This is a genomic window from Paenibacillus sp. FSL H3-0457 (genome assembly GCF_037981725.1).
Taxonomy (GTDB): domain Bacteria; phylum Bacillota; class Bacilli; order Paenibacillales; family Paenibacillaceae; genus Paenibacillus; species Paenibacillus amylolyticus.
Map to the genome: position 1 here is coordinate 5,145,673 of NZ_CP150283.1, position 25,185 is coordinate 5,170,857.

A 25,185-nucleotide genomic window follows, 5' to 3' on the forward strand; every position below is an offset into this window, starting at 1 on the left:
CTAATAGAGGCCTTCGCCTTCATTCAATTTCTTCACAATCAGATTCACCGTCACCAGCAAAATCACATTGATAACCGAGTTGAACAATCCAACTGCCGCAGAATAAGCGTAATCTCCAGACTGTAACCCCACCTTGTAGACATACGTGGCAATAATCTCGGAGGAAGGCAGGTTCATGGACGTCTGCATCAGATAAGCCTTCTCAAATCCAATGGACATAATCCCGCCAGCTGCAAGGATAAAGACGATGGCCATAATCGGACGAATCGTTGGAAGGTCAATGTGGCGAATACGCTGAAGGAGATTGGCTCCATCCAGATTAGCCGCATTGTGAAGCTCCGGATCAACATTGGCCAAAGCCGCGACGTATATGATGGAAGCCCAGCCCGCTCCGGTCCAGATATCGGACAAAATGTAGATCCAGCGGAAATATTCCGGTTCAGACATAAACATGATCGGCTGACCTGTAATCCATGTGGCTAATTGATTAATTGGCCCTGTCGGTGAGAGGAAGATGAACAGCATACCCACAACCACAACAACCGAGATGAAATTGGGTGCGTACAGAAACAATTGAATATTTTTCTTGATGCCAGCTTTGCGTACCTGATTCAGCATGAGTGCCAGTAAGATGGGCACCGGGAAACTGAATATCAATCCCAAAAAGCTGAGTTTAAGCGTATTCATTAAAATGATATCGAAATTGGGTGAAGCTATAAATTTCTCAAAATGCTTCAGTCCTACCCAATCACTACCCATGATGCCTTTGATCGGACTGAAATCCTTAAACGCAATGATGGCTCCGTACATCGGAATGTACTTGAAGATAAGAGTCAAAATTAAGGCTGGTGCAAGCAACATATATAAAAAGTAATTTTTTTTGAGCTGCTGTAACCTATGACCGCTTGTCGTCCTCACTTTCAGTACCCTTCCTTCGCCCTTTTTGCTGTCGGCTATGTTATCCAACACGATACCCCCGTTCATTCTAGAAGTTGACAATTGTTTTCAGTAAGGGCTTTCAATATTTACAATTGCCTATTTGATAATTTACAATTTATCAGGTTTCAACGGATTTAGTCAATACGTTTTGTAAAAAAATATTTGTGCATTTGATCATTTCATCTTTGCATTAATGTAACTAAAGAGGATTAAATTTGCATATATACAGCACTGAATCGTTAATACTCGCATAGATATTTCTATATCATGACTGTAATAGATTATCATTGTTACACTAATTAACAAAACTTCTGGAACAATTATGAAAATAGAATTCGACTATCTAAATGTAAATGTAATTGTGCATTTGTAAAACAGAGATTGCTATTTGTCCCGTTCTATTATACATTTGACTTAGAGAAGAATATGGATGACTATTGAGGATTAGAGGTGAAGCATTAGATGGCAAAGGAAAAAGTCACGATACAAGACATCGCTGATGCTTTGGGGATCTCCAGAAATACGGCTTCCAAAGCATTAAATGATAGCGGAAACATCCCGGATGAAACCCGAAATCGTGTAATTAAAAAAGCAATTGAACTTAAATATAAACAGTTTGCCTATATGGACAATGAGCATGTTCTAACCAAGGCTCCGGGCAATATCGCCCTGTTAACTGAAAACCTGCCTAGTACATCTCACTTTGGTTCGTTGTTAATCAGTGGTCTGGAGAAAAGAATCAGTGCGGAGGGATACAATCTCTCGATTCATATCGTGCGTGAAGACGATCAAGATACACTTACACTTCCCAACAATTTTGATATAGCCAAAGTAGACGGCATCATTTGCATTGAATTATTTGATCTGGAATATACACAGCTGATTACCGATCTGGGCATTCCCACCATCTTTATCGATTGCGCTTCCAACATATGTTATCCCGAATTCAAAGCAGATCTGTTACTCATGGAGAATGAACATAGCATCTATCAGTTAACCACAAAATTAATTGAGAGCGGCTACACAAGTATTGGATTCGTCGGAGATTACAATCACTGCAAGAGCTTTAATGAACGATGGGTTGGATATCAGCGTGCTATGCTGGAGGCGGGGTTGCAGGTGGACCTGTCCCATTGCATCGTAGATAATGATCGCCTGTGTTTCTCCAAGCCAGGATGGTTGAACCAGCGAGTGGCAGAGCTGGCCTCCCTACCTTCCGCTTACGTATGCGCTAATGACTTTATAGCAGTTGATCTGATCAGGGCGTTAAAAGACAGAAATGTCGCTGTGCCAAAGGATATTGCGATATGCGGATTCGATAATGCACCCCAGTCTCGAATTATTGAGCCTGCATTAACGACGGTTCATATTTATAGCAATGAGATGGGCATTAAGACTGCGGAGATGCTGTTATCCCGGATTAATAGTCCAACACAGCCGTATCAGGTCTCCCACATTGTGACCAAACCCATCATCAGGGAGTCCACACCAGCAATCATGGCCGATCATTCTCAGATGGTTCATAGTTCTGCAAAATAAAAAAACGTATGTTTCACGAGTAACAATTCGTGAAACATACGTTTTTTTGTGGTTTCGATTGGGTTGGATGAAAACTCTATCCTATCCATCGTGGCCTAGATAAAAAATTATCTCGCGATTAGATCTCTTTCAAAATGCCTTTTACAAGTCCGATAAAGGTTGTTTTCACTTGCGCAGCCACTTCAATAACTTCATCATGACTTAACGGCTGATCCAGAATACCACAGGCCATGTTGGTCAGACAGGAAATGCCTAGTACTTTCATACCGCCATGAATGGCAACAATGGCTTCAGGTACCGTGGACATACCTACTGCATCCGCACCCATCGTACGAATCATGCGAATCTCCGCTGGTGTCTCATATGCCGGGCCACTCCACCATGCATAGACACCTTGCTGCAGGCCAACATTCTGCTCTTCTGCAACCTTAAGGGCAATACTGCGCAGTTCACGATTGTATACCTGTGATACGTCTGGAAAACGAACACCCAGTTCAGCATTATTCGGTCCCATCAACGGGTTATTGCCTACCAGGTTAATATGATCTGTAATGAGCATCAGTTGACCCGGCTCAAAGCTGGTGTTGATGGCTCCGCAGGCATTGGTGATAAGCAATTGCTCGACACCCAGCGCCTTCATGATCCGAACGGGGAAAGTCACTTCGTCCAATGTAAAACCTTCATAATAATGAAGGCGGCCTTTCATCGCTACAACCGTTTTGCCCATCAGTTCACCAATAACCAATTCATTGGCATGACCGATAGCCTCCGATTGAGCGAAATACGGAATATCTGTATACGGAATAACGGTCGCATTTTCAATTTCGTCCGCGAGCGCTCCCAGTCCCGAACCCAGAATCATGCCTACGGCAGGTTTGGTATGGATTCGGTTTAATATGTAATCTCTTGCTTCCTGAATATGTGCGGATTGATGCATAATGATATCCTCCTGATGATCTGAATTGAGTTAACAAAAACTGAGTTAATGAGGTGTTACTCATCAAGTGTAATGAACAATGGTCATGATGTAAATGGAAGCTGTTCTATATACAATAAAAAAACGACCCTATGCTCCAGAATCGTTTAAAAACATGGACATACCCTATTCCAATGTATATTTGTTTCTACTTTTCATGTAATCGATTGTCATAATCAGTAACAGCATGAATGTAGCAACCATCAGTGGTTTGGCAAAAGTACCTTCTTCAAAAATATAATAGGCAGCGAGCAAGTTTCCTGCAAATATTAACAGGTAATTGCGGGTGCGATCCATCTTCTCAACTCATTTCGGAAAAGAATATTGTTCGAGATTGCCTTTCTTTTACCCTATCATGAACTTCCATAAAAAGCCATATACTTACACACATACAAGCTTGGTGTTCAATCACGATCGAGATAACCGTACTGTACAATCTATATTGAGTACAGCAAAAAATCGGCCACAACGTGACCGATTCTCTCCACTTATCTGATGTTCAGGACATAGAATTAATGATACGCCAAAATGATTCCTTTGGCTGCAACTGCTGATCAAAAACAAAGGGCCAATTTTTTCGCCCACGAACCGGGAAATGGTCGAGCCAGGTATAATTGTCCGCTACTCCCCAGAACGTCACAGAGGTAATGGATGATTTATACTCACGGAACAAATTGAAGATTTCCTCATATCGACGCTCCTGTAGCTCAGCCATCTCCGAAGTTGGCGCGGTGAGGTCCGTTCGACGATCCTCATGACGAAACACGGACATATCCAGCTCCGTAACATGCAACTGCACATCCAGTGAAGCATAACGCTCAATAGCCATTCGGATCTCCTCAATCGAAGGACCATGAATATTCCAATGCCCCTGCAACCCAATCCCGTGTACAGGCGCTCCCTTGTCCAGCAAAGACCGAACCAGATTGTAGATCTTCTCCCGTTTGACCGGATCCGTCTCATTGTAGTCATTATAGAAAAGAAGAGCATTTGGATCAGCTTCATGAGCCATACTGAACGCTTGCAGCAAATAATCTTCCCCCACCAGCTCTAACCACTTCGTGTCCCGCATGAACAGGTCGGTCTTATCTTCAACAGCTTCATTGACGACATCCCACGCATATATTTGCCCCTTATACCGACCTACTACCGTATCAATATGTTGCTTCAAGCGAGATAATAACAGCTCTCTGGAAGCGGGAGCACCTGAGGTATCCTCAAAGACCCATTTCGATGTTTGATTATGCCAGACCAAAGTATGTCCGCGCACCCCAATCCCTTGGGCAACAGCAAAATCAACAATTTTATCCGCCGCCTCAAATGAATAACGATCCTCTTCCGGGTGAATTTCTTCGAATTTCATCTGATTTTCAGCCGTGATACTATTGAAGTGTTTGGCAATGAAATCTCCTTCGGACTGCAACATTCTGGTATGTACAGCAGCACCTATTTTGAACGTATTAGCGTACGCAGCATGTAATGATGGAATTTCGGTTGGCATTCACAATTCCTCCCTACCAGTTTTTATCCATCATACCGTTTGTTGAATACGCTTACAATGAACAAATTATACTTCTTCCCCCTCATATTTAACTATTTATGATCCTCGGCCCTGTTTGCACAACAAAAACACCTCCACGTATGTCCGACTGCTCATCTAAACAGAACATTTCTCGGAAGGTGTTTTGTGATCGGGCTGTTCAATTAAATTCAACTCATATACAAAGAGGATATGAAGCCTTACAGCTTGTCCACCTGTAACAAGGTCACCTGTTTCACTGTGCATGCCGGGTTAATTTGCTCCTCGGACAGAATGTTCAGCTTGATGAGGCTTTTCAGCTTATGGCTGTCTACCTTGGACAACAATCGCCAGATGTCCGGGTCTGGAAGAGAAGCATACAGCTTCTGATCATCGTATTCCTTCCGGTTCTGAAGCACTGTTTTCACGGTGTAACCACCAACCTGCGTCTCATAGACCCCTTGTTCTGCACAATACGCGACAATCTCATCTCGTAGTACAGACAACTGCTGCTCAATATCTTTTTGCTGCTGTTTCAGTTCGAAGTAAGTTTGCACTTTCTGCTCCATATCGATCACGCTCCTCTACTATCATAGGTATGCGAGGATCGCTAGTTTAGGACTGGCTGTTTATTTTATTTTAAAAAAGTGGTCTTTCTATTACTTAGTCGTATACTGTCGTCATTGTATATCCTCGTATTACGATTACAGCAGATTCTCATGCAAATATGAATTATGGACAGCCATGTTGTGCACCCGTTGCATTACATTTGGCCCCATGGGTACATCCCCAACGCGCTTTAACAGAATCCAGCGAAGACAAGCTACAGCTTCAAAAACCTGCTCCTCTTCCAGCGTGTACGTATAACTTGCAGAACGTGCAAATTGAGCGTGATACATCTCACCATAACTTTCCCCATTATAGATCGTGATCAGAAACACAGACCATGCCATATCGTACCTTGGATCACCATATTGCCCATTAGTCCAATCGATGATGGTGTAATGGTCGTCCATCTCAAGAATGTTTCCCAGATTATAATCGCCATGAATCAAGCGGTCCTGTCTGATCTGGACCTGCTGGATCAAGTTTGCCAGAAGATCATTTATATCGTCATGTAACTCAATTTGAGGAAAAAAGTATTGAACAAAATCGTACCTGAATATGTATTCTTCATCTTCTCCAGTACCCACTTCATTCACCGGATAACGATGGACCTCCATTAATCGCTCAGCCAAATGTGTCATTTTGGTTTGTGTTAATTGGGTAATCCGCTCTCCATCATAGCTCGTTAACAGCACTTGATTCTCTTGCTCGTCTAATCCCCAACCGTAGGGTTTGGAAACACGAATTCCACTTTGATAAAGCTTGGACAATAGTCGATATTGTTTGGCGATATCCGGTTTAGAATCCTTGTCCCAGACTTTCAAGACGTACCGCTGATCTCCCATTTCAATTCTCATCACACTCGCTTCCAGTCCAGGTGACAAGGGAATGATCTGATACTCCTGTTTAATCACCTGCTGAATACGTTCATCCAGTTCTACCCAATTCACCTGGCTAAGTTGAATCGTCATCGTTCTCCTCCTTCCATGATACACAAGATTAGATTATAATCGTTTATCAAATACCTTCTGCCATTTCTTCTCTTCATAACCGATAGCTATATAAAACCGATGTGCAGATTCCCTTTTTCCGTTACAACGTACCCGAATCTTATCAAAGCCGTTAACCCGAGCCCATTCCTCGCATTCGCTCATGATTATCTTACCAATCCCCATCCCTTGATGAATCCCATCCACAACTAGTCCACCAATCTCGGCAAAAGATGGACTCTCAATGGAATGTCTTCCCTGTACATGGCCCCAGCCTACGACCCTCGAATCAATCTCAGCTACACATACATAATGGTCTGGTAAGGAAGAGAGAAGAGTTAGTCTCTCCTTGATTTCTTCAGTTGTGCTGACATAACCCAGTTGATGGGATAATTGGCTCATCACTTCGCCATCCTGAATCGTAGCTTTCCTGCAATGAATCATCACTTCTCCTCCGTTCATTCATGTCATGCCGCTCTCTCCCTGTTAGTCAGGTATAATCAGGCCTTTGCCAATGACATTGGCGGATACTGGCTGTTTGCCCAATTCTCTGGCCCATACCGACAGCTGACCCATATGGTGAATCTCATGGGCGATCACATGTCGCATAATTTCTCCCCATGAATCTGTACTGGCCTTGCCAGCTGAGCGATGATCAATATAAGCTCTTTTTTCCATACTCGAATCCCAGGCTCTAACAAATGCCTCCACATCAGGACGTAACTTGCGATCGAGTCTCCTTACCGCCTCAAGATTCTGGTAGTTTGCAAAATCTTCTGCATCATCCGGTTTGCCCTGTAGCAACTGAAGCCAGCTCCACTCTACATCAATGATATGAAATAATGTTTGTAATATGTTGCCTACTCCGCCCGTGCGAGGCCGAAGCAATTCTTCAAGCGGTACATCTTCACACCACACATACCATTGCTCACGCACCATCCAGTTATAACGAAAGAATGTTTCCATTGGTATATTCCCCTTTATCGATGTTTTTCATAGAGATTCGATCAATTCTGTATGGGCAAAGGTATCCTCCGAATGTTTACACTTACCACTCCGATGACAGAACAACCTTCCGATCGCTGTTATCCCCAGAGTTTTTTGATTCATTTTATAATGGGAAACTCCGGGGATAAGCCTATGCTTCCGATGCAGCTTTCTTTCAGAAAGCTATTAGGCGAACACTTCGCTTCTTCAGTTTTTTTCTGTCCTCTCCGTTTCGTGTAAATATTCAGTTCAATTTATTTAGTTATTTTCTTTTTTATATACAAGATTACATGAATTCCTGCATAAATAAACAGAACATTGAACAAATATAGAAGTACATTTAAATAGATACCAGATATAAACCAGATTGTTCCCTCAGAATTAGCATAATGATAATCCGTAAAGAATCGGAGCGGGAAACCATACTCTGTTCGGAGCGGTCCATCTTCAGTATGTAAAGTTCCAGGAATACATAGGATGGCTAATACAGCAAGCCAGGCTGATAGATTCATTATTCTTTTGTTAATCGTCAATACATCTCCCCCTTATTCAACACTAACGGTATCTTCACCAAAATACGTCCCTTCCAACTTTTGATCCAAAAAGTCTCTTAAGTCCTTTTGATCAAGTATATATTTCGAACTTCTATTAAATCTGCTTTTTGTGGATACAATAATCTGTTTCCGATTGTATTGAATTTTAATTTCAGCGTTATGCTTTAATCTCAGATCAATTCCTGCACTAATGCTTCCTGTGACATCATCTACTGGTATTTTGGCTGATTCCGGGGCGGCATTCAGCCAGCCGACTATACGGCTAATGTCTTCTTTACTTAACGTAACATTGTCAATCCTAGTGTGTGCTCCACCGTCCCCTGTCCTGGTGTACACAACTATGCTCATCTCTGTGCTTATTACTTGATTTCTCGAAATCGGCTTATTTGGATCAGGGTTACTCGTGATTAGAAAATACAGAAACATGATTGCCGCACCTATGAAAAACCAGATTCGCCTACGTTTTCCTAGCATTACAGCGCATTCTCCGTATCCACCACGTTGGCAAACAGTCTCAGTACCGTATTGTGATGTTCAATAATCTGCTTCGCTTGAAGCGTCTTTGCATTCCATGTGCTGTGCGCATCTTGAACCAGATTGACCGTGTATCCCAGACTGAACGCTCTGCGGCAAGTCGTGTCTACACATACCTCAGTCTACATACCCGCGAGAATCAACTCCGTCACGCCATCTTCTTGCAATTTCAGATGCAGATCGGTTTTGTGAAACGAATCCGGTGTCTCTTTTTCGATAACGAAGTCACCAGCTATAGGTGCAATGGACGGATGGATGTCCCACCCCGGTGTTCCTCGTTCCAGTGGACTGCCCGCCCCTTCGCAGTGTTGGATATATATGATGGAATGCCCTGCTTCACGGGCCCTGGCAATTAACACCTGGATCTTCTGAAGCAATCGTTCCCCTTGATATACGGGATCTGCTTCATCAAACATCGCTACCTGTACGTCAATGATTAGAAGTGCACAATGCGTTGCCATTTTGCTTTCCTCCTGACAAATCAATTTAATTCAACTCTTTTTTCTTCGTATCTTTAACAAAACTTCCAATCCCATATCAATCAGTACAAATAGAATAGCAGCAAGAACGCCAAATAAGGTCAGAACTAACGTCTCTTTGAAATCCAAGATTGCTTCTCCTGCGCCCATGACCACATAATAAATATACATACCTAGAACTCCAGCACAGGCATAACTGAATATCCTCGTACTTAGATACAAAACATGATTAACAAATTGTATTTGGTTCAGCAGATAGTCCAGCAATATCGATAAAGGTAGCCCGATCAACAGGATCAAGGGAGTCGCGTATATCAGATAAATAAGAATGTAAAAATCAAAACTGTAGGATTCATTCATCGATATGAGACTTGCAGCCAAAGTAAAACAAATGATGGTTAAAACGGTTGTCATCAGCTTTCTTCCCATGTTCATCTCATCACTCCAATACAGTTATCTCTATTCATTGGATGTGCTCATGCGTCAGATTTTGCCGGTTGCCATCCGATTTCTTGAGACCATCGATGTGCTCTCTGTAATATGCTCCACACCATTGGTCCTTTTCCTTCAACATATTTGGGACGCTGATCTTTATACAATGACATGAGTCTGTGCTTTTCTTCTGCATATTTCAAACACTCTTCTGGGTGCTCTCTTAAATAGTCTCTGAACAGCAAGGTCATCTGCTCAGAGAAACTGCCTACCTGTCTAACGTGTATATGTATCCTTCTACTTCCGGGTTCTTCACGAAAGTAACGTTTAGTCTTATCTGGATTTTCTGCTCTGAATACAAATCCGACTGTTTCGATCTCATGTTTGTAGTCCAACAGATTCTCATACTGGGAAACAGATATTTGTATATCTATGATGGGTTTGGCATCTATTCCAACAATTGAAGTGGACCCAACATGGTCAATCCGCACGGCCTTTTTTCCTAACGCTTCTCTTAATTTCGAACCCGTTTCGAGAAACAAATCACGCCATGCCGGGTCATACTTTGCAATTCTCCATTGATCCTCCATACAACTCCTCCTTGGTTATCCAATCAAGCTACATAATTAAATAACACGTTCTTTTAACCTTTTGTTACATGTAGATTATTTAAGGGATGCCATATAGATATCATGCAAAATCATCATTATTTATCCCTAGTTCTATTTGTTTTTGGGATTCGATCATATATTCGTACACATCATCAATTTCTGTTATCCCTTTAATATTCTCTTTTAACAGTTCAATAATTAATTGATTATCACTCTCTCTCATCTTTATATCTTCCATATAGTTATCGTTATAGTCGTTCATAAAATCTAATTTGTTCTTATAAAATCGAAATCTCTCCAAAACATATACTTCCTTAAGATTAATAAATAATGCTACAAAATCCTTAAGGTTTCTGGCCACTAAAGTTACTTGATTACCAAACGCCGTAGGTTGGATAAAGATAACCGGAGCTTCTTCCAAATCACTAATCGATCTGTTAAACGTGAAAAAAGCAAAATGATCACCATCTGCTCCTGTTCTTCCAAATATGATGGCATCGTCTGGCGTACAGTAGTATCTATCCTCATCATTGTTAAAACTAATATAAAAACCCATATAATCTTGGAGGGTTCCATCATGTTGTTTACGTAATTCCTTATCTATTCGAACGATGCCTTCTAAGGATGCGGGCATTTTATAATGTACTCCCAAGTTTAAATACCTCTCTTCTGTTAGCGTTTATTAATATATTTATATTTTGACACAAATTCAAAAAAAGAGAAGGACCCTTAGGCCCTCCCCTTAACTTCTTAATGATAGTCACACTTGAAGTTTGTAAACTCAGCTACAGCATCATCACCCGTCGCGTATAGACCAATGAGTACGCCTGTAAAACCTCCAGCCACTTCCGAGGAAAGGTATCTCGTCTGTGCCGAGCCAAGCAGAATCTCTTCACCATCTGTTTGAAACAGGAAACTGTAGCGTTCTTGGTTTGAGCGGATCACCAGCGTTGCATGCTGTTTATTTCCCAGATCCACTTCATGTTCTATCGATTTGATATCACCGATATTTAGACGCTTGATCACCTTATAACCGTCCTGCTGCCCACGAATAGCCACTTCATAATGATGATTCTCATCCATGTAGATCGTGATCCCGGCTTCTCCACTCGTCAGACTAACATCGACTGAAATTGTTGCATTAAAGTCTTTTTGACGTAACCCGATGAACGTTGGGGATGCTGGAACGTCCAGCGTTACATCGGTTCCTGTTAGCGTAAGCTTATCTGATTCAAGCTGATAATGCTCTGTATTTGGATGACGAAGATAACACCAGTCGAGGTTCCAGTCTGTATTTTCAAACGTGTAATTCTTCTTATCCTGCTGGATCACCGTTTCAGGAATACGATTGGTCTCAAAACTCGTCAGTGTTGTGCCTTCATGCCCGGCTGTAAACCATCCGTCTTCACCAAACGTAATTGGAGTAAGAAATACTTCTCGGCCCAGATGATGGTATGTAGCCCATCTGCCGATCTGTCGGAATCCCAAGTGGAAAAGCCACCAGTTCCCCAGATCATCCTGAACCAGATCACCATGCCCCACACCCTGGAGCTCATACCCGCCCAGATTACGGTTGGTTAGAACCGGATTGTGCGCATAGGCTTCGAACGGTCCCGAAGAAGAAGTGCCCCGAGAATACGTAACCATGTGACCATACTCCGTGCCGCCTTCGGCTGCAAGCAGGTAATAATAACCGTTCATTTTATAGAGATGCGGGCTTTCCAGATATCGTCCACCTGTTCCGTTCCATATCGAACGACTCGGGGTCAGTTTGCGGCCAGTTTCAATCTCAAGCTCACACTGGACAATTCCGCCAACGCCTTCATCATCCACGCCATTACTCATAAACAAGGTTTTTCCATCTTCAAAATACAAATCGGGATCAATCCCACCTTGATCCACATAAATAGGCTCAGACCATTCTCCGTAAATATCGTCCGTCCAGACATAGAAATTCTGATGTGTCGTATCATTCGTTGTGACCATATAAAAACGCCCGTCATTATGCCTGATGGTTGGGGCAAATACACCCCCGGAGCTGTTCACCGTCTCGAGCTGAATCTGGCTTTTACGAGTCAGGCAGTGACCAATCTGCTTCCAATTGAGCAGATCCTTGCTTTCAAAGAGCGGTACGCCCGGAAAATATTGAAAAGAACTGCACACCATATAGTATGTATCGTGCACCTTAATCACACTAGGGTCTGGATAAAAACCTTTTACAACAGGGTTATTGTATTTCATTACTCCACTCCATCTCTTATTATAAAATTCACAAATATAAGAATTCAACTTTGTAACAACTACAAAAATTAAACACCATCGGGTGTAAACTTGCAATGAATCTGAATTGCATCTTGGAGTTAATTTTATTAAATTAATATATATGTGATTTTAGAAGATTGAGGATAGGGAGTTGTACAGATGATCAAAGCAAATCGGGAGCCCCAGTTCCTTCCTTTATATGAGGCGCTAGCAAGTGAAGTCAGATGGAGAATCATGGACATGATTGCAGATCGCGAAATGAACGTGAAGGATATTGCCGCAGCATTAGAGCTTAGCCCCTCCATCGTCACGATGCATATTCGCAAACTGGAGGATGCGGTTCTAATTGGGAGCAGGCGAGTTCGGATCAACGGAGGGACGCACAAATTATGTTACCTCAAGCAAAATCAGATTGAGATCGAGCTGCCATCCCCAAGCCAAACTTCACGAACCAGAGAACAGACGATAGCCGTTGGACACTATACTGCTTTTAATATTCACCCTACCTGTGGTCTAGGAACACTCGAGAAAGAAATCGGCATATGGGACGATCCACGTTACTTCCTTGATCCTGAGCGTGTACACGCTGCTATCCTGTGGTTTGGGAAGGGCTATGTTGAATATAAAACACCTAACTTTGTACTACCTGATCAGACCACCGATGCTATTGAAATTTCGATGGAACTAGCCTCTGAGGCTCCGGGATTGCGAGATCATTGGCCTTCCGATATTCGTTTCACCTTCAATGGCGTTTCTCTTGGAACGTGGACAAGCCCTGCCGACTTTGGCAGAGCAGCACGCGGCAAATATACGCCAGAATGGTGGCATCGCAATGTGAATCAGTATGGATTGTTGAAGACTATTCGTATTGATGCCTACGGTACCTATATGGATGGTGAGCGGATGTCAGACATTACTCTCAAAGATGTCAAACTAGGCGAACCGTTCTGGACGCTACGCTTTACAGTTGACGAGGAAAGCCCCAATGTAGGGGGATTAACGATCTATGGTGCTGGTTTTGGTAATCATGATCAGGATATTGTTATTCGTGTATTGGGTTAAAGTGGCTAGCTGTGCTGCACAAGAATCCTCCCTTTCCTGACCTACAGGAGAGGGAGGCATCCGAAAATGCTGCTCCTCAGCTAATTTTGAAGCACAAGCCTAATCAATCTTTACCTTCGCTCTTTCAACAGGTCCTTAATCTCCCTTAACTCTGATAATATTTCTTTGGTGTGCTGGCTATTTTTGGAGTTATCTATTCCAACTTTCACAACATAAATACCGAGGAACAGATACACCACCAACATAATGATCATTCCCATGTACATCTCTCCTTTCCAAAGTAGCAGCACATTGCTACGAACGTTCACTATCCTCTCTCTCCAACTGTTTGCCATGGAATGCCTTCAAAATAGATGGCAACCTTCATTGTGATTCCTCCTCAGGAATATACATCGTTTGAATCTCCTGCACACCCGGAATAAATCCCAGATTCAGATACACGGACTCCGCATCATTTCCTTGCATCACATACAATCGCAGCACGGGATATTGACCCTTAAGCGCATTCAAAGCTCTCTGTAACATCAGTGTAGCAAGCCCTCTTCCTCTATAGGCCGGCCGAACCCCTATGCTATATACAGCAGCCTGATTATCTTGCAAGCACAAGCGACAATTTGCAATAAGCTGTCCCGTTTCCTTGTCATATACAAGCGTGGACGCTTGGGTCAGAATTTCATTGGTATAATTAGGGTCATCACTTGGTATAAAATCTGCAAGCGTGGTATGTTTTCTTCGTGTAGCTTCAAGACTTCCTGCAAAACTCTCCAGGTCACATTGAGCAATTTCATCTTCATTCACATATTTTTTGGTGCCGGTTTCACTTTCAATAATCTCTGGACTCTTCACGGTTACCCTGCTGTCCCATTCGATCTCAAAATGATCTGTAGGTCGTTGCATCCAGCGACACCTGAACTCCACTGGCCAGAATCCAGCTCTTGCATATAGATCGACTTGGTCTGGAAGAATCTCAAAGGTCAGAATACGTTTGGTGCGATCCGACCACTGTAATAATTTATGCTTCAGGAGCTTCAATACCTCAAAGCACTGCTGGAATGGCGGGATAAAAAACAAATGATACATCTGGTTAGGCTCCATTCTCACGCCACCTATTTTGCTTTCCCCTTTGTAAATCCAGTACGCACTGATCTTGGAAGAACTGAACTCTTCTTCCCTGAAAAATCCGACATAACGCATATCATAATAAACCGTGCAATATAATCCCCAATCGGCAAAGTCAGCTTTGCGAATCGAATATTCATCCGACAGATCATATTGAAGAATATCTGTAGACCATTCCGTTAAACTCATACGTCATTCCTCCTCAATTCTAATTACATGTACAGCAATTAAAGAACCTTTCTATACGCCACCCCGTGAACATGAATTAACACATGTTGTGCCTCCATACGTTCGAAGAAATCTAACATGTCCTTAAACGGATTCTCGAAATACGAAGACTACCAAGGAAAACCTCTAATGTCTGCCCTGTTTCTGTATTCTTGAACATACAATGCTCGCCGTGAACATCAAAATACCAGTTTCCCGTTAATTCTTCTTCTCCATGGATTACATCCGCATTGGACAGCAAATGGTACGCCCCTTCGAGAATTGCCGTCCGATCAGGCTGATCGGTTTCCAATATCAATTGGTCGATTAATTGCCCCGCGATTCTCTGGTACATATCCATCACAGCCAACAATTCTTCCGTAATTTCCTGTGTTATTGATTTCATACCTTCATATCCTTATCCGGGTATCCAATTTCTGCAATTTCACCTTCGATATCACTTAATTTCAGTTCATCATTTAATTGCTGTAGTAAGACCTCATCGATCGGCTTCATATCAAATACCTGTTCAACCAGTTTGATATCCAACGCTATCTCGTAGTAATCCTGTGCCCAAGCATGATAATATTTCGCGCCGCCTACCAAAATCTCTAACAGTTCGTATTCATGATCCCCAAGCTCCGTGCCCGCAGACCACCCTTCCTGATCCGCCACACTCCAGATACAGAACGTCGTCTGATCCATTACAAATGCCGGCTCTACCACAAAAGTATTAAATGCTTCTGGAACGCTTTTTACCACCTCACTCCTATCAACCTTATGCTGAAGTGTATACTCTTTATCAAAGCCTTTAATAATCAGCCCATTCGGACTGAATATTGCAAAATAATGATCTCCTTGCCCATCTCTCATCGATGCCATTTGCTCATTCGTGTCCCACTGGGAATTATACGAGTAATACCTGTACTCCCATTCCGGCATCAAAATGGCATCCAGCATAGCTGCTGCCTTTAGAATCTGTTTGCATTCACTAATGTGAGGAAGTTTATCGATAAAATTAAGATTACCCATCGTGTGATATTGCCTCCTTCACCCTTTCAAATGGAATAATTAGTTACCCGACCTTGCGGTTAGCAAAGATACGATAACGTAGCCAAAAAGTTGAACCGTAAATACAATGGCAACAAACTCAACCATTATGCTGTTCGCTGCATTAAAATCATTCACAAGATCCACGAAGATCTTCCCAGGTCGGGATAATACATCCCACGAATTCCACCGATTAAATCTCCCAATGTAAACCCCTATACTGCTCAATAGCAAAATAACACCGACAACCATCATGCTAATGTACTTATTTATTAATTTGCTTAACATGCCATGGATTTGAATGATTGAACAAGTCGAGAGCAGCAATCCGATGATCGCTACGGCAAACGTCAGGGTGAGTCCATACCAAAAATCAATATTAACCCAAAATCTAACTTCCCCTTGAGCATCAAAATATCTGAATGAATGCAGAATCTCCGTAAAAAGGTAGGCCGCATTGGGCAGAAAAAAGAGCCAGACTCCACACATCAGCCCCATACATATCATGCTCGTTGTGGTTAATTTCTTATTGAATATGTATCTAATGCAGGATGAGATGATAAATGGTACCCATGCCAGGAACATATCCCAACTTAAAAATCGATACATATTTGTATCTGATTGGGCACGTAAATACATCACAATACCTAGACAACATAAAGTAGCCACGAGCAAGGTAACGATGAGTCGGAGATCTTGAACTGGATGTTTGTTATCTTTCATTTCTTTGCTTCTACTTCCTTTTCCTTGATGAATGTTATAAGTTATAAATACTTTTTAAATGCCTTGCTGGATTCTCCGTTGTACCCCAATTTCGTATAAAAGTGATGTGCTTCGTTTCTGGAGGATCCGCTGGTTAGAAACACCTTCATACAATTTTTCTGCACACATACATGCTCTATATGTTTCATCAATTCAGACCCATATCCCTTGCTCTGCACATGTTCCGTAATGATAACCCGTTCAACTACGCCAAATGGTCTATTTTCCACCAAAGCATCCAGACAAATATGTAAATGAGCCGTGCCAATTACCTGATCACCCATTTCATACACAAACAAGAAACTGTTTGGATTATTCCGAACCTCTTCAATCCGTTCTGCCAGTACCTTCGTGTTTAAGTTGTTTGGCAATAATTCTGTATACAGCCTTTCAATAACCGCTGCATCTCTAGCTTCTGCCTCTCTTATCATCAAGCTTCCCCCCCCTGTTACCTCACTTGATAACTTAAAATGATATCACCGTTGTCCTCGAATTCACCCGTGTCCTGAAATCCGCAACGTTTGTACAGCGCATTTGCCGCAATGTTATGTGGAACATGGGATACCCTGATCTGCTGGCAGTCACTTCTCTCTTGCAACATACAAACCACTTCTTGAATGGCAAGTTTGCCGTAACCCTTCCCCTGGTACTTCTCGTCAATCATGAAGCGCAGAATCCAGTAATACCCGTCATTGTATATCTCGTTATCAAATAAAATAAAACCAACCATCTGATCCTCTGCCAAAATGCCGTATGGTTTGGACGTAATCTCCTTCGTCGCATGAATCAATGAATCCGCATTGCTAGCTACCAAATCCAGCTGATCTTCCCGTGGTTTAAGGTGGATGCACTCAAGTTCATTTTCTTTGGTTATAGGTTGTAACGTCACTTGCTCCATACCCACAATCCTCTCTCCTTGCAGCTTACTTACTAAATTTTCTTGATTAATATAATCTCCAAAGGTTGTGTATCCAGCAACAGAGCCCCTGCATCAACATACCCCAGCTTTCGATAGAAATGTTGGGCATGTTCGTCTGATTGCGTTGAAGTCATCACCATATCGAAGCCTTGTTGCTTCATTAAATTTTCCCAGTGATGCACCACTTTTTTGCCATATCCGCCGTTTCGATAGGGTTCATCAATCCAGATCATATTCATGAAGGGAAGATTGTCCCAAAAGTAACCGTACCTCATCCATCCAACTCTTGATCCCTCGTCCTCGTCCCATAGGATGAATATTTCTTTCTCACTAATCTTCGTTTTCACAAGTGGCTGATGGATATGTCGATCTCTTTCAATGATGTAGTCGTAGTCAGCTTCCGTTGCGTATTCAATCTTCATTTGTAATACTCCCTTCATTAACTACGTCCATCATAACCCAAAATGTGGTATATGCGAACAGTTCTTTCCTCTTTTTCTCCCATGCCAAAAAACCACGGTTTCCCGTGGCTGCACCCGCTCTATTTTCCTCAATCTGTTGTCGATCCGCTGACCAATTGCCCCTTGTACCATACGGCCTGCCGCCCAGATCGCCGCGCAACGGCTTCCGCCGAACAACTCGCATGCACCAATACAAAACTCGCGGTGTCGCCTACCTTCGGCCAGACTTGTTCCCCTTGTGAATCCAGCGGTGTAATCCCGCCTGTTACCCATGCCAAAGATTGAGACAAGGACAGTTCGTCACTATATCCGTACAGTTCTGCGAATCGTCCCGCTTTCTCAAGCATATCCCCATTGCCAAAAGGAGACCAATGATCCGTCAGGCTGTCTGTGGCCAGCTTCACGTTCACACCCATACGGTGGAGCATGGGAAGAGGCATCATCGTTCTGCCAATAGGCACCGTGGAAGCAATGCTCATCCCAAGCGAGACCATTCGCTGCGCCATGTCTTCTGCTTCCTGCTGCTCTGCGCGGGCGAACCAGAACGCATGACTTACCGTAACTTTACCCTGAAGCCCTGCTGCTTCTGTCAGATTTGCGAGTTCCAGCAGCGTTTGTTTGCCAGCCTGCCCGCCATCATGCAGATGTATATCAATGCCCGCCTGGTGCTGAACAGCCAGTTCAACCATGGCGTTCAGTGATTTCTCGATCTGTTCGTCCACCGTATGAGGATCAAGTCCGCCCACATGCGTTGCACCTTCCTTCATCGCTTGGCCCATAAGCTCCACTGAATGGGAGCGAAGCAGTCCATGCTGCGGGAAAGCCACGATCTCCGAAGAGATTTTACCCGAAAATGATTCCAGAGCCTGCCGCGTCGCTTCCAGTCTTTTCAAACCACTGACGGGTTCAATATTGCAATGACTACGTACATGAGTGGAGCCGTACCCCTGAATCAAGGTCAGAATACTCTCCGCTTGACGCTGGGCATCTGGTAGCAGCTTGGGCAACAAAACCTTTTCTTCTTCAATACGTTCGAAAATACTGGAGATACGCTTAACAGCTGTCCACGGCCCATCGTAGTAGGTTTTATCCAGATGAATATGTGCCTCCTCGAACGAAGGCAACAGCAGAAGTCCCTTGCTATCTACTTGTGGTAGATCGCTAGACAGAGGGTTGTTTCCTTCCACAATCTCCGCGATCACTCCATCTTTAATCCGCAGATGAGCGGGGCTTGTCCGTGTCCCCGTCACCTGTTCCCCCTCCCGAACATACCCCCGCTCCACAATCACGTTTGTTAACCAATAAGCCTGTTTCATCATGTCATCCCTCTTTTCTTACCCGGCATTACGTCTTCCGGATTCCGATTGATCTATGATCCATGGTACCATACGGTTTCACAGGGCAAAAATACGTAAAACGTTGGTGTTCCATATGCGGAACGTTTGTATTACGCTACCTTAATACATACAAAAAAACAGACACAATACGTGCCTGCCCTGTGCAATCATCTTAATCTTCTATGTTCCCTCTTCCATTAGAAATTAAACCGCTCATGCCCTCCATCGGTCACGCCTTCAATCTGTTCGATATCCAGCAGTCTGCGCTTCATCTCCAGGCCTCCACGGAACCCAGTCAGCTTGCGATTAGCCCCAATAATGCGGTGGCATGGTAGCAGAACCGGAATTGGATTGGCCCCATTTGCAGCACCAACTGCTCGCACAGCCGATGGTCTTCCAATCGCAGCGGCAATGTCACCATAGGTCCGAATTTCACCGTAAGGCACACGCCCTAGCTCTCTCCATACCTCCTGTTGAAAGTTCGTTCCCATCAAGTCCAGTGGGATTGCATCAGTATAAGCCATCGGTTCTCCTGCAAAATAGGACTGCAGCCAGTCCATCATGCCTGTTTGTTTCAGAGCATGCTCGTTCTCTTCCAGTTCCACGCCAGGTGCAACTTTCTGTATCCAGCCGTTCCAATCTTCCAGTGTTTCGTTGGGCATAACCACTCGGCACAATCCCTGTTCCGTAGCGAGCAGAACCCATGGACGACCGTCCAACTGCATCGTGGTGTACATCAACTTTTTTCTCATTCGTTTATCGCCCTCTCCCCGGTGGAATGCTTAATGCTAGGACTAGGTGGTAACCTGCTTCTTCACCTTACGTTTCATACTACGGATCATCTGCTTGCTCTCCGGATCCACGCGATAAGATTCCGTGATTTTCTGAAGTGCCTTATTATACGTAAAATCGTCCAAGGTATTATGCTTTAGATAACGCATGGTCACCTCAGGTTGTTTCACATAAGCCATTGAGATGGCCCAAGCCACTGCCATTTTCACATAATACGCCTCGTACCTAATCTGATCCAATGCAGATAGAACCTGATCGATATATCGCTCATTCAGATAAAAATTCAACAGCATTACCACACCAAACCGGATTTCATATTCCTGATCTGATCTCAGATACGGCTGCAAGAACGCCCACATAGGCTCCGAATGGACCTTCGTATATTTCAGTCCCGCACAGAAGCTGTCACACACCGACCAGTTGTCAATCTTCGGTACAAATGTTTCAATAGCCTTTAACAGTTCGTCCAGATCAGCCTGTACATGTCCAATGACCATCGCTTGCAACATCACTTCTTCAAAATATTCATCCTCTGCCGTTTCCAGATACGTGCGCCAGTCCCCGGCGGCAAGGTGCTTGGCAATTTTTCGTAAGGCTGGCAACCTTACACCTAGTACATTCGTGATGTTGGGAATAAGTGCAGCCGAGAATTTCTGATACTCCGGTTCAACCATGCTGAGCAATTGTGTTCTGATATCTGCTTCCACTAGCGCATGTCCTCCTCGTTTGTTGCTGTACAACAAGTATATCCTTGCAGCGGCTGTTTGTAAGCCCATATCGAATGTTTGAGCAAGATTACAATATCATTTTGGGTAATCTCATTTTTCTCCATTTGTTTAACCGCCAACCCATTTCGTTTAAAAATATGAAGCTGACCGAATAGAAAGGAGTGTCGATATGAACGGACCTCATACCAAAAAAGATTTCTCCGTGGAGGAGATCACCGAACAACTCGTGCAACATGTACAATCTCGGAACCTTCCCGATTTCTATAAATTGGTGAAAGAACTGCATCCCTACGACCTCTCACTTGTATATAAAAAGTTCCCTGAAGAAGAAACCAATCGGTTTCTGCTCCTGTTCAAACCCGATGCTCTGGCGGATCTCGCCGAGACCTTGAAGCTGCACGAACAGATTCAACTGTTTGAACGACTTGGGCCGGAACGAACACTTGAAGTCATGCAGCAGATGGACAAAAGTGATCTGATTCGGTTCATGCACGATTTGCCTGCCAAACGCAGAGAAGAATTGCTCTCCAATATGAATCTGGATCACTCTGCCATTATCCGATCCGTGCTTAATTACCCGCCGGAAACGGCAGGACGCATCATGACAGATCAATATCGGACCCTGCTCGCTCATGAGACAGCCAAGGAAGCCTTACGACAATCGCAAGGTACCATGCATATCTCAGCCTCCAGTTATCTCTATGTAACCGATAATGAAGGCAAACTGGTCGGTGTCGTGAGTTATCGATCCCTTGCCTTGGCTGACGATAAGACCCAGGTTGAAGAACTGATGACCCGGCGGGTGATCCATGCAACGGTAGATATGGACCAGGAAGAAGCAGCACAGCTTCTGCAGCGTTATGAGTTTATTGCACTTCCGGTGGTGGATGAAAATCACAGGTTATGCGGTATTATTCAGATGGATGATGTCATCGATATTATTATGGATGAAGCGAGTGAAGATTTAGCCAAGATGGGGGGCGGCAGCAAGGATATCGACTTTGATACCAAACCACTTGTTGCCGTCAGACGCAGACTTCCCTGGCTCATTCTATTGCTGCTGATTGGTCTAATCTCAGGAAGTATTGTGGATTTCTTTGAGGATACACTCAATCAGGTTGTGGCATTGGCATTTTTCATGCCGATGATTGCAGGTATGACCGGTAACACAGGAACGCAGTCTCTGGCTGTTGTGGTACGCGGACTGATCGGACGCAAACTCGACAAAGCCACCGTACTCGCACTGATTGGTCGAGAGATCAAGGTAGGCATAATGATTGGCTTGGTATGTGGATTGCTGATCACTGTCATCGCTTATTTCTGGCAAGGGGACTGGTTACTCGGCGCCATTATTGGGGTATCTCTGTTCCTCACTCTGGTCATTGGTACACTGACCGGTACATGCATCCCGCTTTTACTTAGTCGTTTCAAAGTCGACCCGGCTGTTGCCTCTGGCCCGTTAATCACCACATTGAATGATATCTTGTCCCTGTTTATCTATTTTGGAATCGCCACACGTTTCCTCGATGCCTTGATGTAAATAAGTTGGGCATACAGCAAAACAGACCTGATCCTGAGATCAAGGTCTGTTTTTTCATTTTACCAAGTGTTACGCTGATCTTTTATTTTTATTATAGATATCAAACGCTACAGCGAGCAGCAGTACCAATCCCTTAATTCCCTGTTGCCAGTCAATACCGAGACCAATCAGGGACATCCCGTTATTCAACACACCCATAACCAAACCACCGATGATGGCACCAAATACCGTACCTATGCCCCCTGAAGCGGAAGCACCACCGATGAAGCAGGCCGCGATGGCATCCAGCTCGAAGTTGGTACCCGCTCTTGGCGTAGCTGCATTCAGACGTGCGGCGAAGATCAACCCGGATACCGCAGCAAGTGTACCCATGTTCACGAAAACCCAGAAGGTTACCTTTTTTGTTTTGACCCCAGACAGACCTGCGGCCTTCTCATTACCTCCAAGCGCATACACATGCCGTCCCATGACAGTACGATTCATTACGAAGGAGTACACAACGATCAGGACAAACAGCAGAACCAGGATATTCGGAATACCTGCATAACTTGCGAGTACAAACGTAAACAGATTTGTCACAACAGCCACCACAATCAACTTGAGCAAAAACAGTCCCTGTGACACGACCTCAAATCCATATTTTCGCTGGGAACGGCGTTCCCGCAGTTCATTGACAATGTACCAGATGGTGAGCACAAGACCCACAATGATAGATACCAGACCGAAACCTGAGAATTGAATGTCCGCCAGGAAGCCAGAGCTTATTTTCTGGAATCCACCCGGGAAAGGAGAAATTGATTGCCCCTCCAGGACAATCATCGTTAAGCCGCGGAACAGCAGCATACCTGCCAGCGTCACGATAAATGCCGGAATTCGTACATAGGCGATCCAGAAGCCTTGCCATGCACCGATCAAAGCCCCAACCAGCAAGGAAGCGATGACCGCAAGCCAAGCTGGAAGCTGCCAATCAACCATCATAATCGCAGCAACGGCACCAACAAAGGCTGCAATGGAACCAACAGACAGGTCAATATGCCCTGTAATGATGACCAGCACCATTCCGATCGCCAGCACCAAAATGTAACTGTTCTGCAAAATCAAATTTGTAATATTAATCGGCTTGAGCAACAGCCCGCCTGTAAGTACCTCGAATAAAAGCATAATCACTACCAAGGCAATAATCATGCCGTATTGACGGATATTATTTTTGAACAGCTTTGTTATCGTTTCCATGCTTGCCGCCTCCAGACTTGGTCATATATCTCATCAACGTTTCCTGCGATGCTTGCTCCCGGCTGACTTCACCGGTGATTCGCCCGGCATTCATCACATAGATCCGGTCACACAGGCCAAGAACCTCCGGAAGCTCGGATGAGATTACCAGTACACCCTTGCCTTCAGCAGCAAGCCGATGAATAATCGTATAGATTTCGAATTTCGCTCCCACATCAATACCGCGGGTAGGTTCATCCAGGATAAGAATATCCGGTCCGGCAAAAATCCATTTGCTGAGCACCACTTTTTGCTGGTTGCCTCCACTCAGATTACCGGTCTTCTGCAAAATACTTGGTGCTTTGATGTTCATGCTTTTCTTCATCTTTTCCGCCACCAGTACTTCTTCACGCTCATTCACTACCGCGTTTCGCGTCAGCTTGCTCAGACCCGTTAAGGAAATATTACGCTTGATGTCATCCATCAGAATGAGTCCGTATTCCTTGCGGTCTTCTGTCACATAAGCAAACCCATTCTGAATGGCCTCGGTGACGGTATTGTTGTGGATCGGTTTACCATTCTTGATGAGTTGCCCCGAAATATTTCGGCCATAGGATTTGCCAAAGATACTCATCGCAAGCTCGGTACGCCCAGCGCCCATCAGCCCGGCAATGCCTACAATCTCCCCACGTCTGATATTCATATGGATCTGATCCAGTACTTTCCGCTCGGCATGATGTTCGTGATATACCGTCCAGTCCTTCACCTCAAGGATAACTTCACCTATGGTGGCATGACGCTCCGGATAACGACTGGTGAGATCACGTCCTACCATTCCGCTAATAATCCGATCCTCCGACACTTTTTCCTTCTTCATATCCAACGTCTCAATTGTCTTGCCATCTCGTAAAATGGTCACCGAATCGGATACCTTGGATACCTCATTCAGCTTGTGTGAGATCAGAATACAGGCGATGCCCTGTTTCTTGAATTCCAGCATCAATTGCAGCAGATTTTCACTGTCGTCCTCGTTCAGCGCAGCGGTTGGCTCATCCAGAATAAGCAGCCGCACCTTTTTGGAGAGCGCTTTCGCAATTTCGACCAGTTGCTGCTTGCCTACCCCGATGCTGGATACCAGCGTGTTTGGATTTTCGCTCAGTCCCACCTTCGAGAGCAGTTCCCGTGTACCTACAAAAGTTTCCTTCCAGTTAACAATTCCTCTGCTGGCACGCTCATTGCCCAGATATATATTTTCCGCGATTGAAAGGTAGGGAATCAGGGCCAACTCCTGATGGATAATGACGATCCCCAGATCCTCGCTCTGCTTAATATCCTTGAATTCACAATTTTTGCCCTGAAATAAAATGTCGCCTTCATACGTGCCATGTGGATATACACCACTCAGTACCTTCATCAACGTAGATTTACCTGCGCCATTTTCACCACATATGGAATGAATTTCGCCTTCACGGACTTTCAGATTGACATCTTCCAGCGCTTTGACGCCAGGAAAGGTTTTGGTGATGTTTTTCATTTCCAGAATGATTCCGGCCATGGGATGTGCTCCTT

The 25,185-nt window shown here is 44.0% G+C and carries 29 protein-coding genes and 1 pseudogene; 3 read left to right on the forward strand and 27 right to left on the reverse strand.

Features of this window, described 5'->3' with window-relative positions:
- Positions 1–861 (reverse strand): ABC transporter permease subunit, encoded by an 861-nt coding sequence (locus MHH25_RS22715; RefSeq protein ID WP_223200008.1) that lies wholly within the window; start codon positions 859–861, stop codon positions 1–3.
- A 540-nt stretch (positions 862–1,401) separates the two neighbouring features.
- Between MHH25_RS22715 and MHH25_RS22720 the strand changes: the two genes are divergently transcribed.
- Entirely contained in the window at positions 1,402–2,478 is a 1,077-nt protein-coding gene (locus MHH25_RS22720) for a LacI family DNA-binding transcriptional regulator (protein ID WP_076319918.1), read from the forward strand.
- A 118-nt stretch (positions 2,479–2,596) separates the two neighbouring features.
- Here the strand turns inward: MHH25_RS22720 and MHH25_RS22725 are convergent, their stop codons facing one another.
- The 13 genes and pseudogenes from MHH25_RS22725 to MHH25_RS22785 all read right to left on the reverse strand — a co-directional run bounded on the left by MHH25_RS22725 (position 2,597) and on the right by MHH25_RS22785 (position 12,406).
- The gene (locus tag MHH25_RS22725) at positions 2,597–3,415 is read right to left on the reverse strand and encodes a purine-nucleoside phosphorylase (RefSeq protein WP_036617166.1); all 819 of its coding nucleotides are present in this window, start codon (positions 3,413–3,415) and stop codon (positions 2,597–2,599) included.
- Positions 3,416–3,580: 165 nt separating this feature from the next.
- Positions 3,581–3,751: a hypothetical protein gene (locus MHH25_RS22730; RefSeq protein WP_340018183.1), complete on the reverse strand. Its 171-nt coding sequence runs from the start codon at positions 3,749–3,751 to the stop codon at positions 3,581–3,583.
- A 202-nt stretch (positions 3,752–3,953) separates the two neighbouring features.
- Positions 3,954–4,955 (reverse strand): endo-1,4-beta-xylanase, encoded by a 1,002-nt coding sequence (locus MHH25_RS22735; RefSeq protein ID WP_340018184.1) that lies wholly within the window; start codon positions 4,953–4,955, stop codon positions 3,954–3,956.
- A gap of 239 nt (positions 4,956–5,194) precedes the next feature.
- Entirely contained in the window at positions 5,195–5,542 is a 348-nt protein-coding gene (locus tag MHH25_RS22740) for a hypothetical protein (protein ID WP_081746078.1), read from the reverse strand.
- A gap of 135 nt (positions 5,543–5,677) precedes the next feature.
- Positions 5,678–6,550, reverse strand: coding sequence for an aminoglycoside phosphotransferase family protein (locus MHH25_RS22745; protein ID WP_340018186.1), 873 nt, complete (start codon positions 6,548–6,550; stop codon positions 5,678–5,680).
- Positions 6,551–6,583: 33 nt separating this feature from the next.
- Complete coding sequence (locus tag MHH25_RS22750) at positions 6,584–7,012, reverse strand: GNAT family N-acetyltransferase (RefSeq protein ID WP_180361841.1); 429 nt, start codon at positions 7,010–7,012, stop codon at positions 6,584–6,586.
- Between the two features lie 42 nt (positions 7,013–7,054).
- Positions 7,055–7,534 (reverse strand): DinB family protein, encoded by a 480-nt coding sequence (locus MHH25_RS22755; protein WP_340018188.1) that lies wholly within the window; start codon positions 7,532–7,534, stop codon positions 7,055–7,057.
- Positions 7,535–8,100: 566 nt separating this feature from the next.
- Positions 8,101–8,535: a hypothetical protein gene (locus MHH25_RS22760; RefSeq protein ID WP_340018189.1), complete on the reverse strand. Its 435-nt coding sequence runs from the start codon at positions 8,533–8,535 to the stop codon at positions 8,101–8,103.
- Positions 8,536–8,582: 47 nt separating this feature from the next.
- Positions 8,583–9,104: pseudogene (locus tag MHH25_RS22765) on the reverse strand (cysteine hydrolase family protein).
- A 30-nt stretch (positions 9,105–9,134) separates the two neighbouring features.
- The gene (locus MHH25_RS22770) at positions 9,135–9,557 is read right to left on the reverse strand and encodes a hypothetical protein (protein ID WP_340018190.1); all 423 of its coding nucleotides are present in this window, start codon (positions 9,555–9,557) and stop codon (positions 9,135–9,137) included.
- A gap of 41 nt (positions 9,558–9,598) precedes the next feature.
- On the reverse strand, positions 9,599–10,144 hold the full coding sequence (locus MHH25_RS22775; protein ID WP_076319910.1) for a GrpB family protein: 546 nt from the start codon (positions 10,142–10,144) through the stop codon (positions 9,599–9,601).
- Positions 10,145–10,244: 100 nt separating this feature from the next.
- The gene (locus MHH25_RS22780) at positions 10,245–10,799 is read right to left on the reverse strand and encodes a hypothetical protein (RefSeq protein WP_340018191.1); all 555 of its coding nucleotides are present in this window, start codon (positions 10,797–10,799) and stop codon (positions 10,245–10,247) included.
- A 116-nt stretch (positions 10,800–10,915) separates the two neighbouring features.
- Positions 10,916–12,406, reverse strand: a complete 1,491-nt coding sequence (locus MHH25_RS22785) for a glycoside hydrolase family 43 protein (RefSeq protein WP_340018192.1) — start codon at positions 12,404–12,406, stop codon at positions 10,916–10,918.
- Positions 12,407–12,586: 180 nt separating this feature from the next.
- Here MHH25_RS22785 and MHH25_RS22790 point away from each other — a divergent pair, with 180 nt between their 5' ends.
- On the forward strand, positions 12,587–13,489 hold the full coding sequence (locus MHH25_RS22790; RefSeq protein ID WP_340018194.1) for an ArsR family transcriptional regulator: 903 nt from the start codon (positions 12,587–12,589) through the stop codon (positions 13,487–13,489).
- A 110-nt stretch (positions 13,490–13,599) separates the two neighbouring features.
- Here MHH25_RS22790 and MHH25_RS22795 read toward each other — a convergent pair whose 3' ends face one another.
- From MHH25_RS22795 to MHH25_RS22845, 11 genes are all read right to left on the reverse strand, one after another.
- Positions 13,600–13,749 carry a hypothetical protein gene (locus tag MHH25_RS22795; protein WP_167483655.1) on the reverse strand — a complete coding sequence of 50 codons (150 nt, stop codon included), beginning with the start codon at positions 13,747–13,749 and terminating at the stop codon, positions 13,600–13,602.
- A 103-nt stretch (positions 13,750–13,852) separates the two neighbouring features.
- Positions 13,853–14,797 (reverse strand): GNAT family N-acetyltransferase, encoded by a 945-nt coding sequence (locus tag MHH25_RS22800; protein WP_340018196.1) that lies wholly within the window; start codon positions 14,795–14,797, stop codon positions 13,853–13,855.
- A gap of 112 nt (positions 14,798–14,909) precedes the next feature.
- Entirely contained in the window at positions 14,910–15,221 is a 312-nt protein-coding gene (locus MHH25_RS22805; RefSeq protein WP_340018197.1) for a hypothetical protein, read from the reverse strand.
- Positions 15,218–15,847, reverse strand: coding sequence for a hypothetical protein (locus MHH25_RS22810; RefSeq protein WP_074096143.1), 630 nt, complete (start codon positions 15,845–15,847; stop codon positions 15,218–15,220). Before MHH25_RS22810 ends, MHH25_RS22805 begins: the two co-directional genes overlap by 4 nt.
- Before the next feature lie 39 nt (positions 15,848–15,886).
- Complete coding sequence (locus MHH25_RS22815; protein ID WP_340018199.1) at positions 15,887–16,588, reverse strand: DUF1361 domain-containing protein; 702 nt, start codon at positions 16,586–16,588, stop codon at positions 15,887–15,889.
- Positions 16,589–16,629: 41 nt separating this feature from the next.
- Complete coding sequence (locus tag MHH25_RS22820) at positions 16,630–17,058, reverse strand: GNAT family N-acetyltransferase (RefSeq protein WP_076319905.1); 429 nt, start codon at positions 17,056–17,058, stop codon at positions 16,630–16,632.
- Between the two features lie 17 nt (positions 17,059–17,075).
- Positions 17,076–17,525, reverse strand: a complete 450-nt coding sequence (locus tag MHH25_RS22825; RefSeq protein ID WP_340020537.1) for a GNAT family N-acetyltransferase — start codon at positions 17,523–17,525, stop codon at positions 17,076–17,078.
- A 32-nt stretch (positions 17,526–17,557) separates the two neighbouring features.
- On the reverse strand, positions 17,558–17,968 hold the full coding sequence (locus MHH25_RS22830) for a GNAT family N-acetyltransferase (protein ID WP_340018201.1): 411 nt from the start codon (positions 17,966–17,968) through the stop codon (positions 17,558–17,560).
- Between the two features lie 128 nt (positions 17,969–18,096).
- The gene (locus MHH25_RS22835) at positions 18,097–19,323 is read right to left on the reverse strand and encodes an amidohydrolase (RefSeq protein ID WP_340020538.1); all 1,227 of its coding nucleotides are present in this window, start codon (positions 19,321–19,323) and stop codon (positions 18,097–18,099) included.
- Between the two features lie 218 nt (positions 19,324–19,541).
- Positions 19,542–20,096: a methylated-DNA--[protein]-cysteine S-methyltransferase gene (locus MHH25_RS22840; RefSeq protein ID WP_340018202.1), complete on the reverse strand. Its 555-nt coding sequence runs from the start codon at positions 20,094–20,096 to the stop codon at positions 19,542–19,544.
- Between the two features lie 42 nt (positions 20,097–20,138).
- Positions 20,139–20,843 (reverse strand): DNA alkylation repair protein, encoded by a 705-nt coding sequence (locus tag MHH25_RS22845; RefSeq protein WP_340018203.1) that lies wholly within the window; start codon positions 20,841–20,843, stop codon positions 20,139–20,141.
- Positions 20,844–21,033: 190 nt separating this feature from the next.
- On the opposite strand from MHH25_RS22845, the gene mgtE reads away from it, so the two are divergent.
- Positions 21,034–22,404 (forward strand): magnesium transporter, encoded by a 1,371-nt coding sequence (gene mgtE / locus MHH25_RS22850; protein WP_051447459.1) that lies wholly within the window; start codon positions 21,034–21,036, stop codon positions 22,402–22,404.
- Between the two features lie 69 nt (positions 22,405–22,473).
- On the opposite strand, the gene mmsB is transcribed toward mgtE, so the two are convergent.
- Complete coding sequence (gene mmsB, locus MHH25_RS22855) at positions 22,474–23,637, reverse strand: multiple monosaccharide ABC transporter permease (protein WP_340018204.1); 1,164 nt, start codon at positions 23,635–23,637, stop codon at positions 22,474–22,476.
- Positions 23,606–25,171 (reverse strand): multiple monosaccharide ABC transporter ATP-binding protein, encoded by a 1,566-nt coding sequence (gene mmsA, locus MHH25_RS22860; RefSeq protein ID WP_340018205.1) that lies wholly within the window; start codon positions 25,169–25,171, stop codon positions 23,606–23,608. Before mmsA ends, mmsB begins: the two co-directional genes overlap by 32 nt.
- Positions 25,172–25,185: the final 14 nt, after the last annotated feature.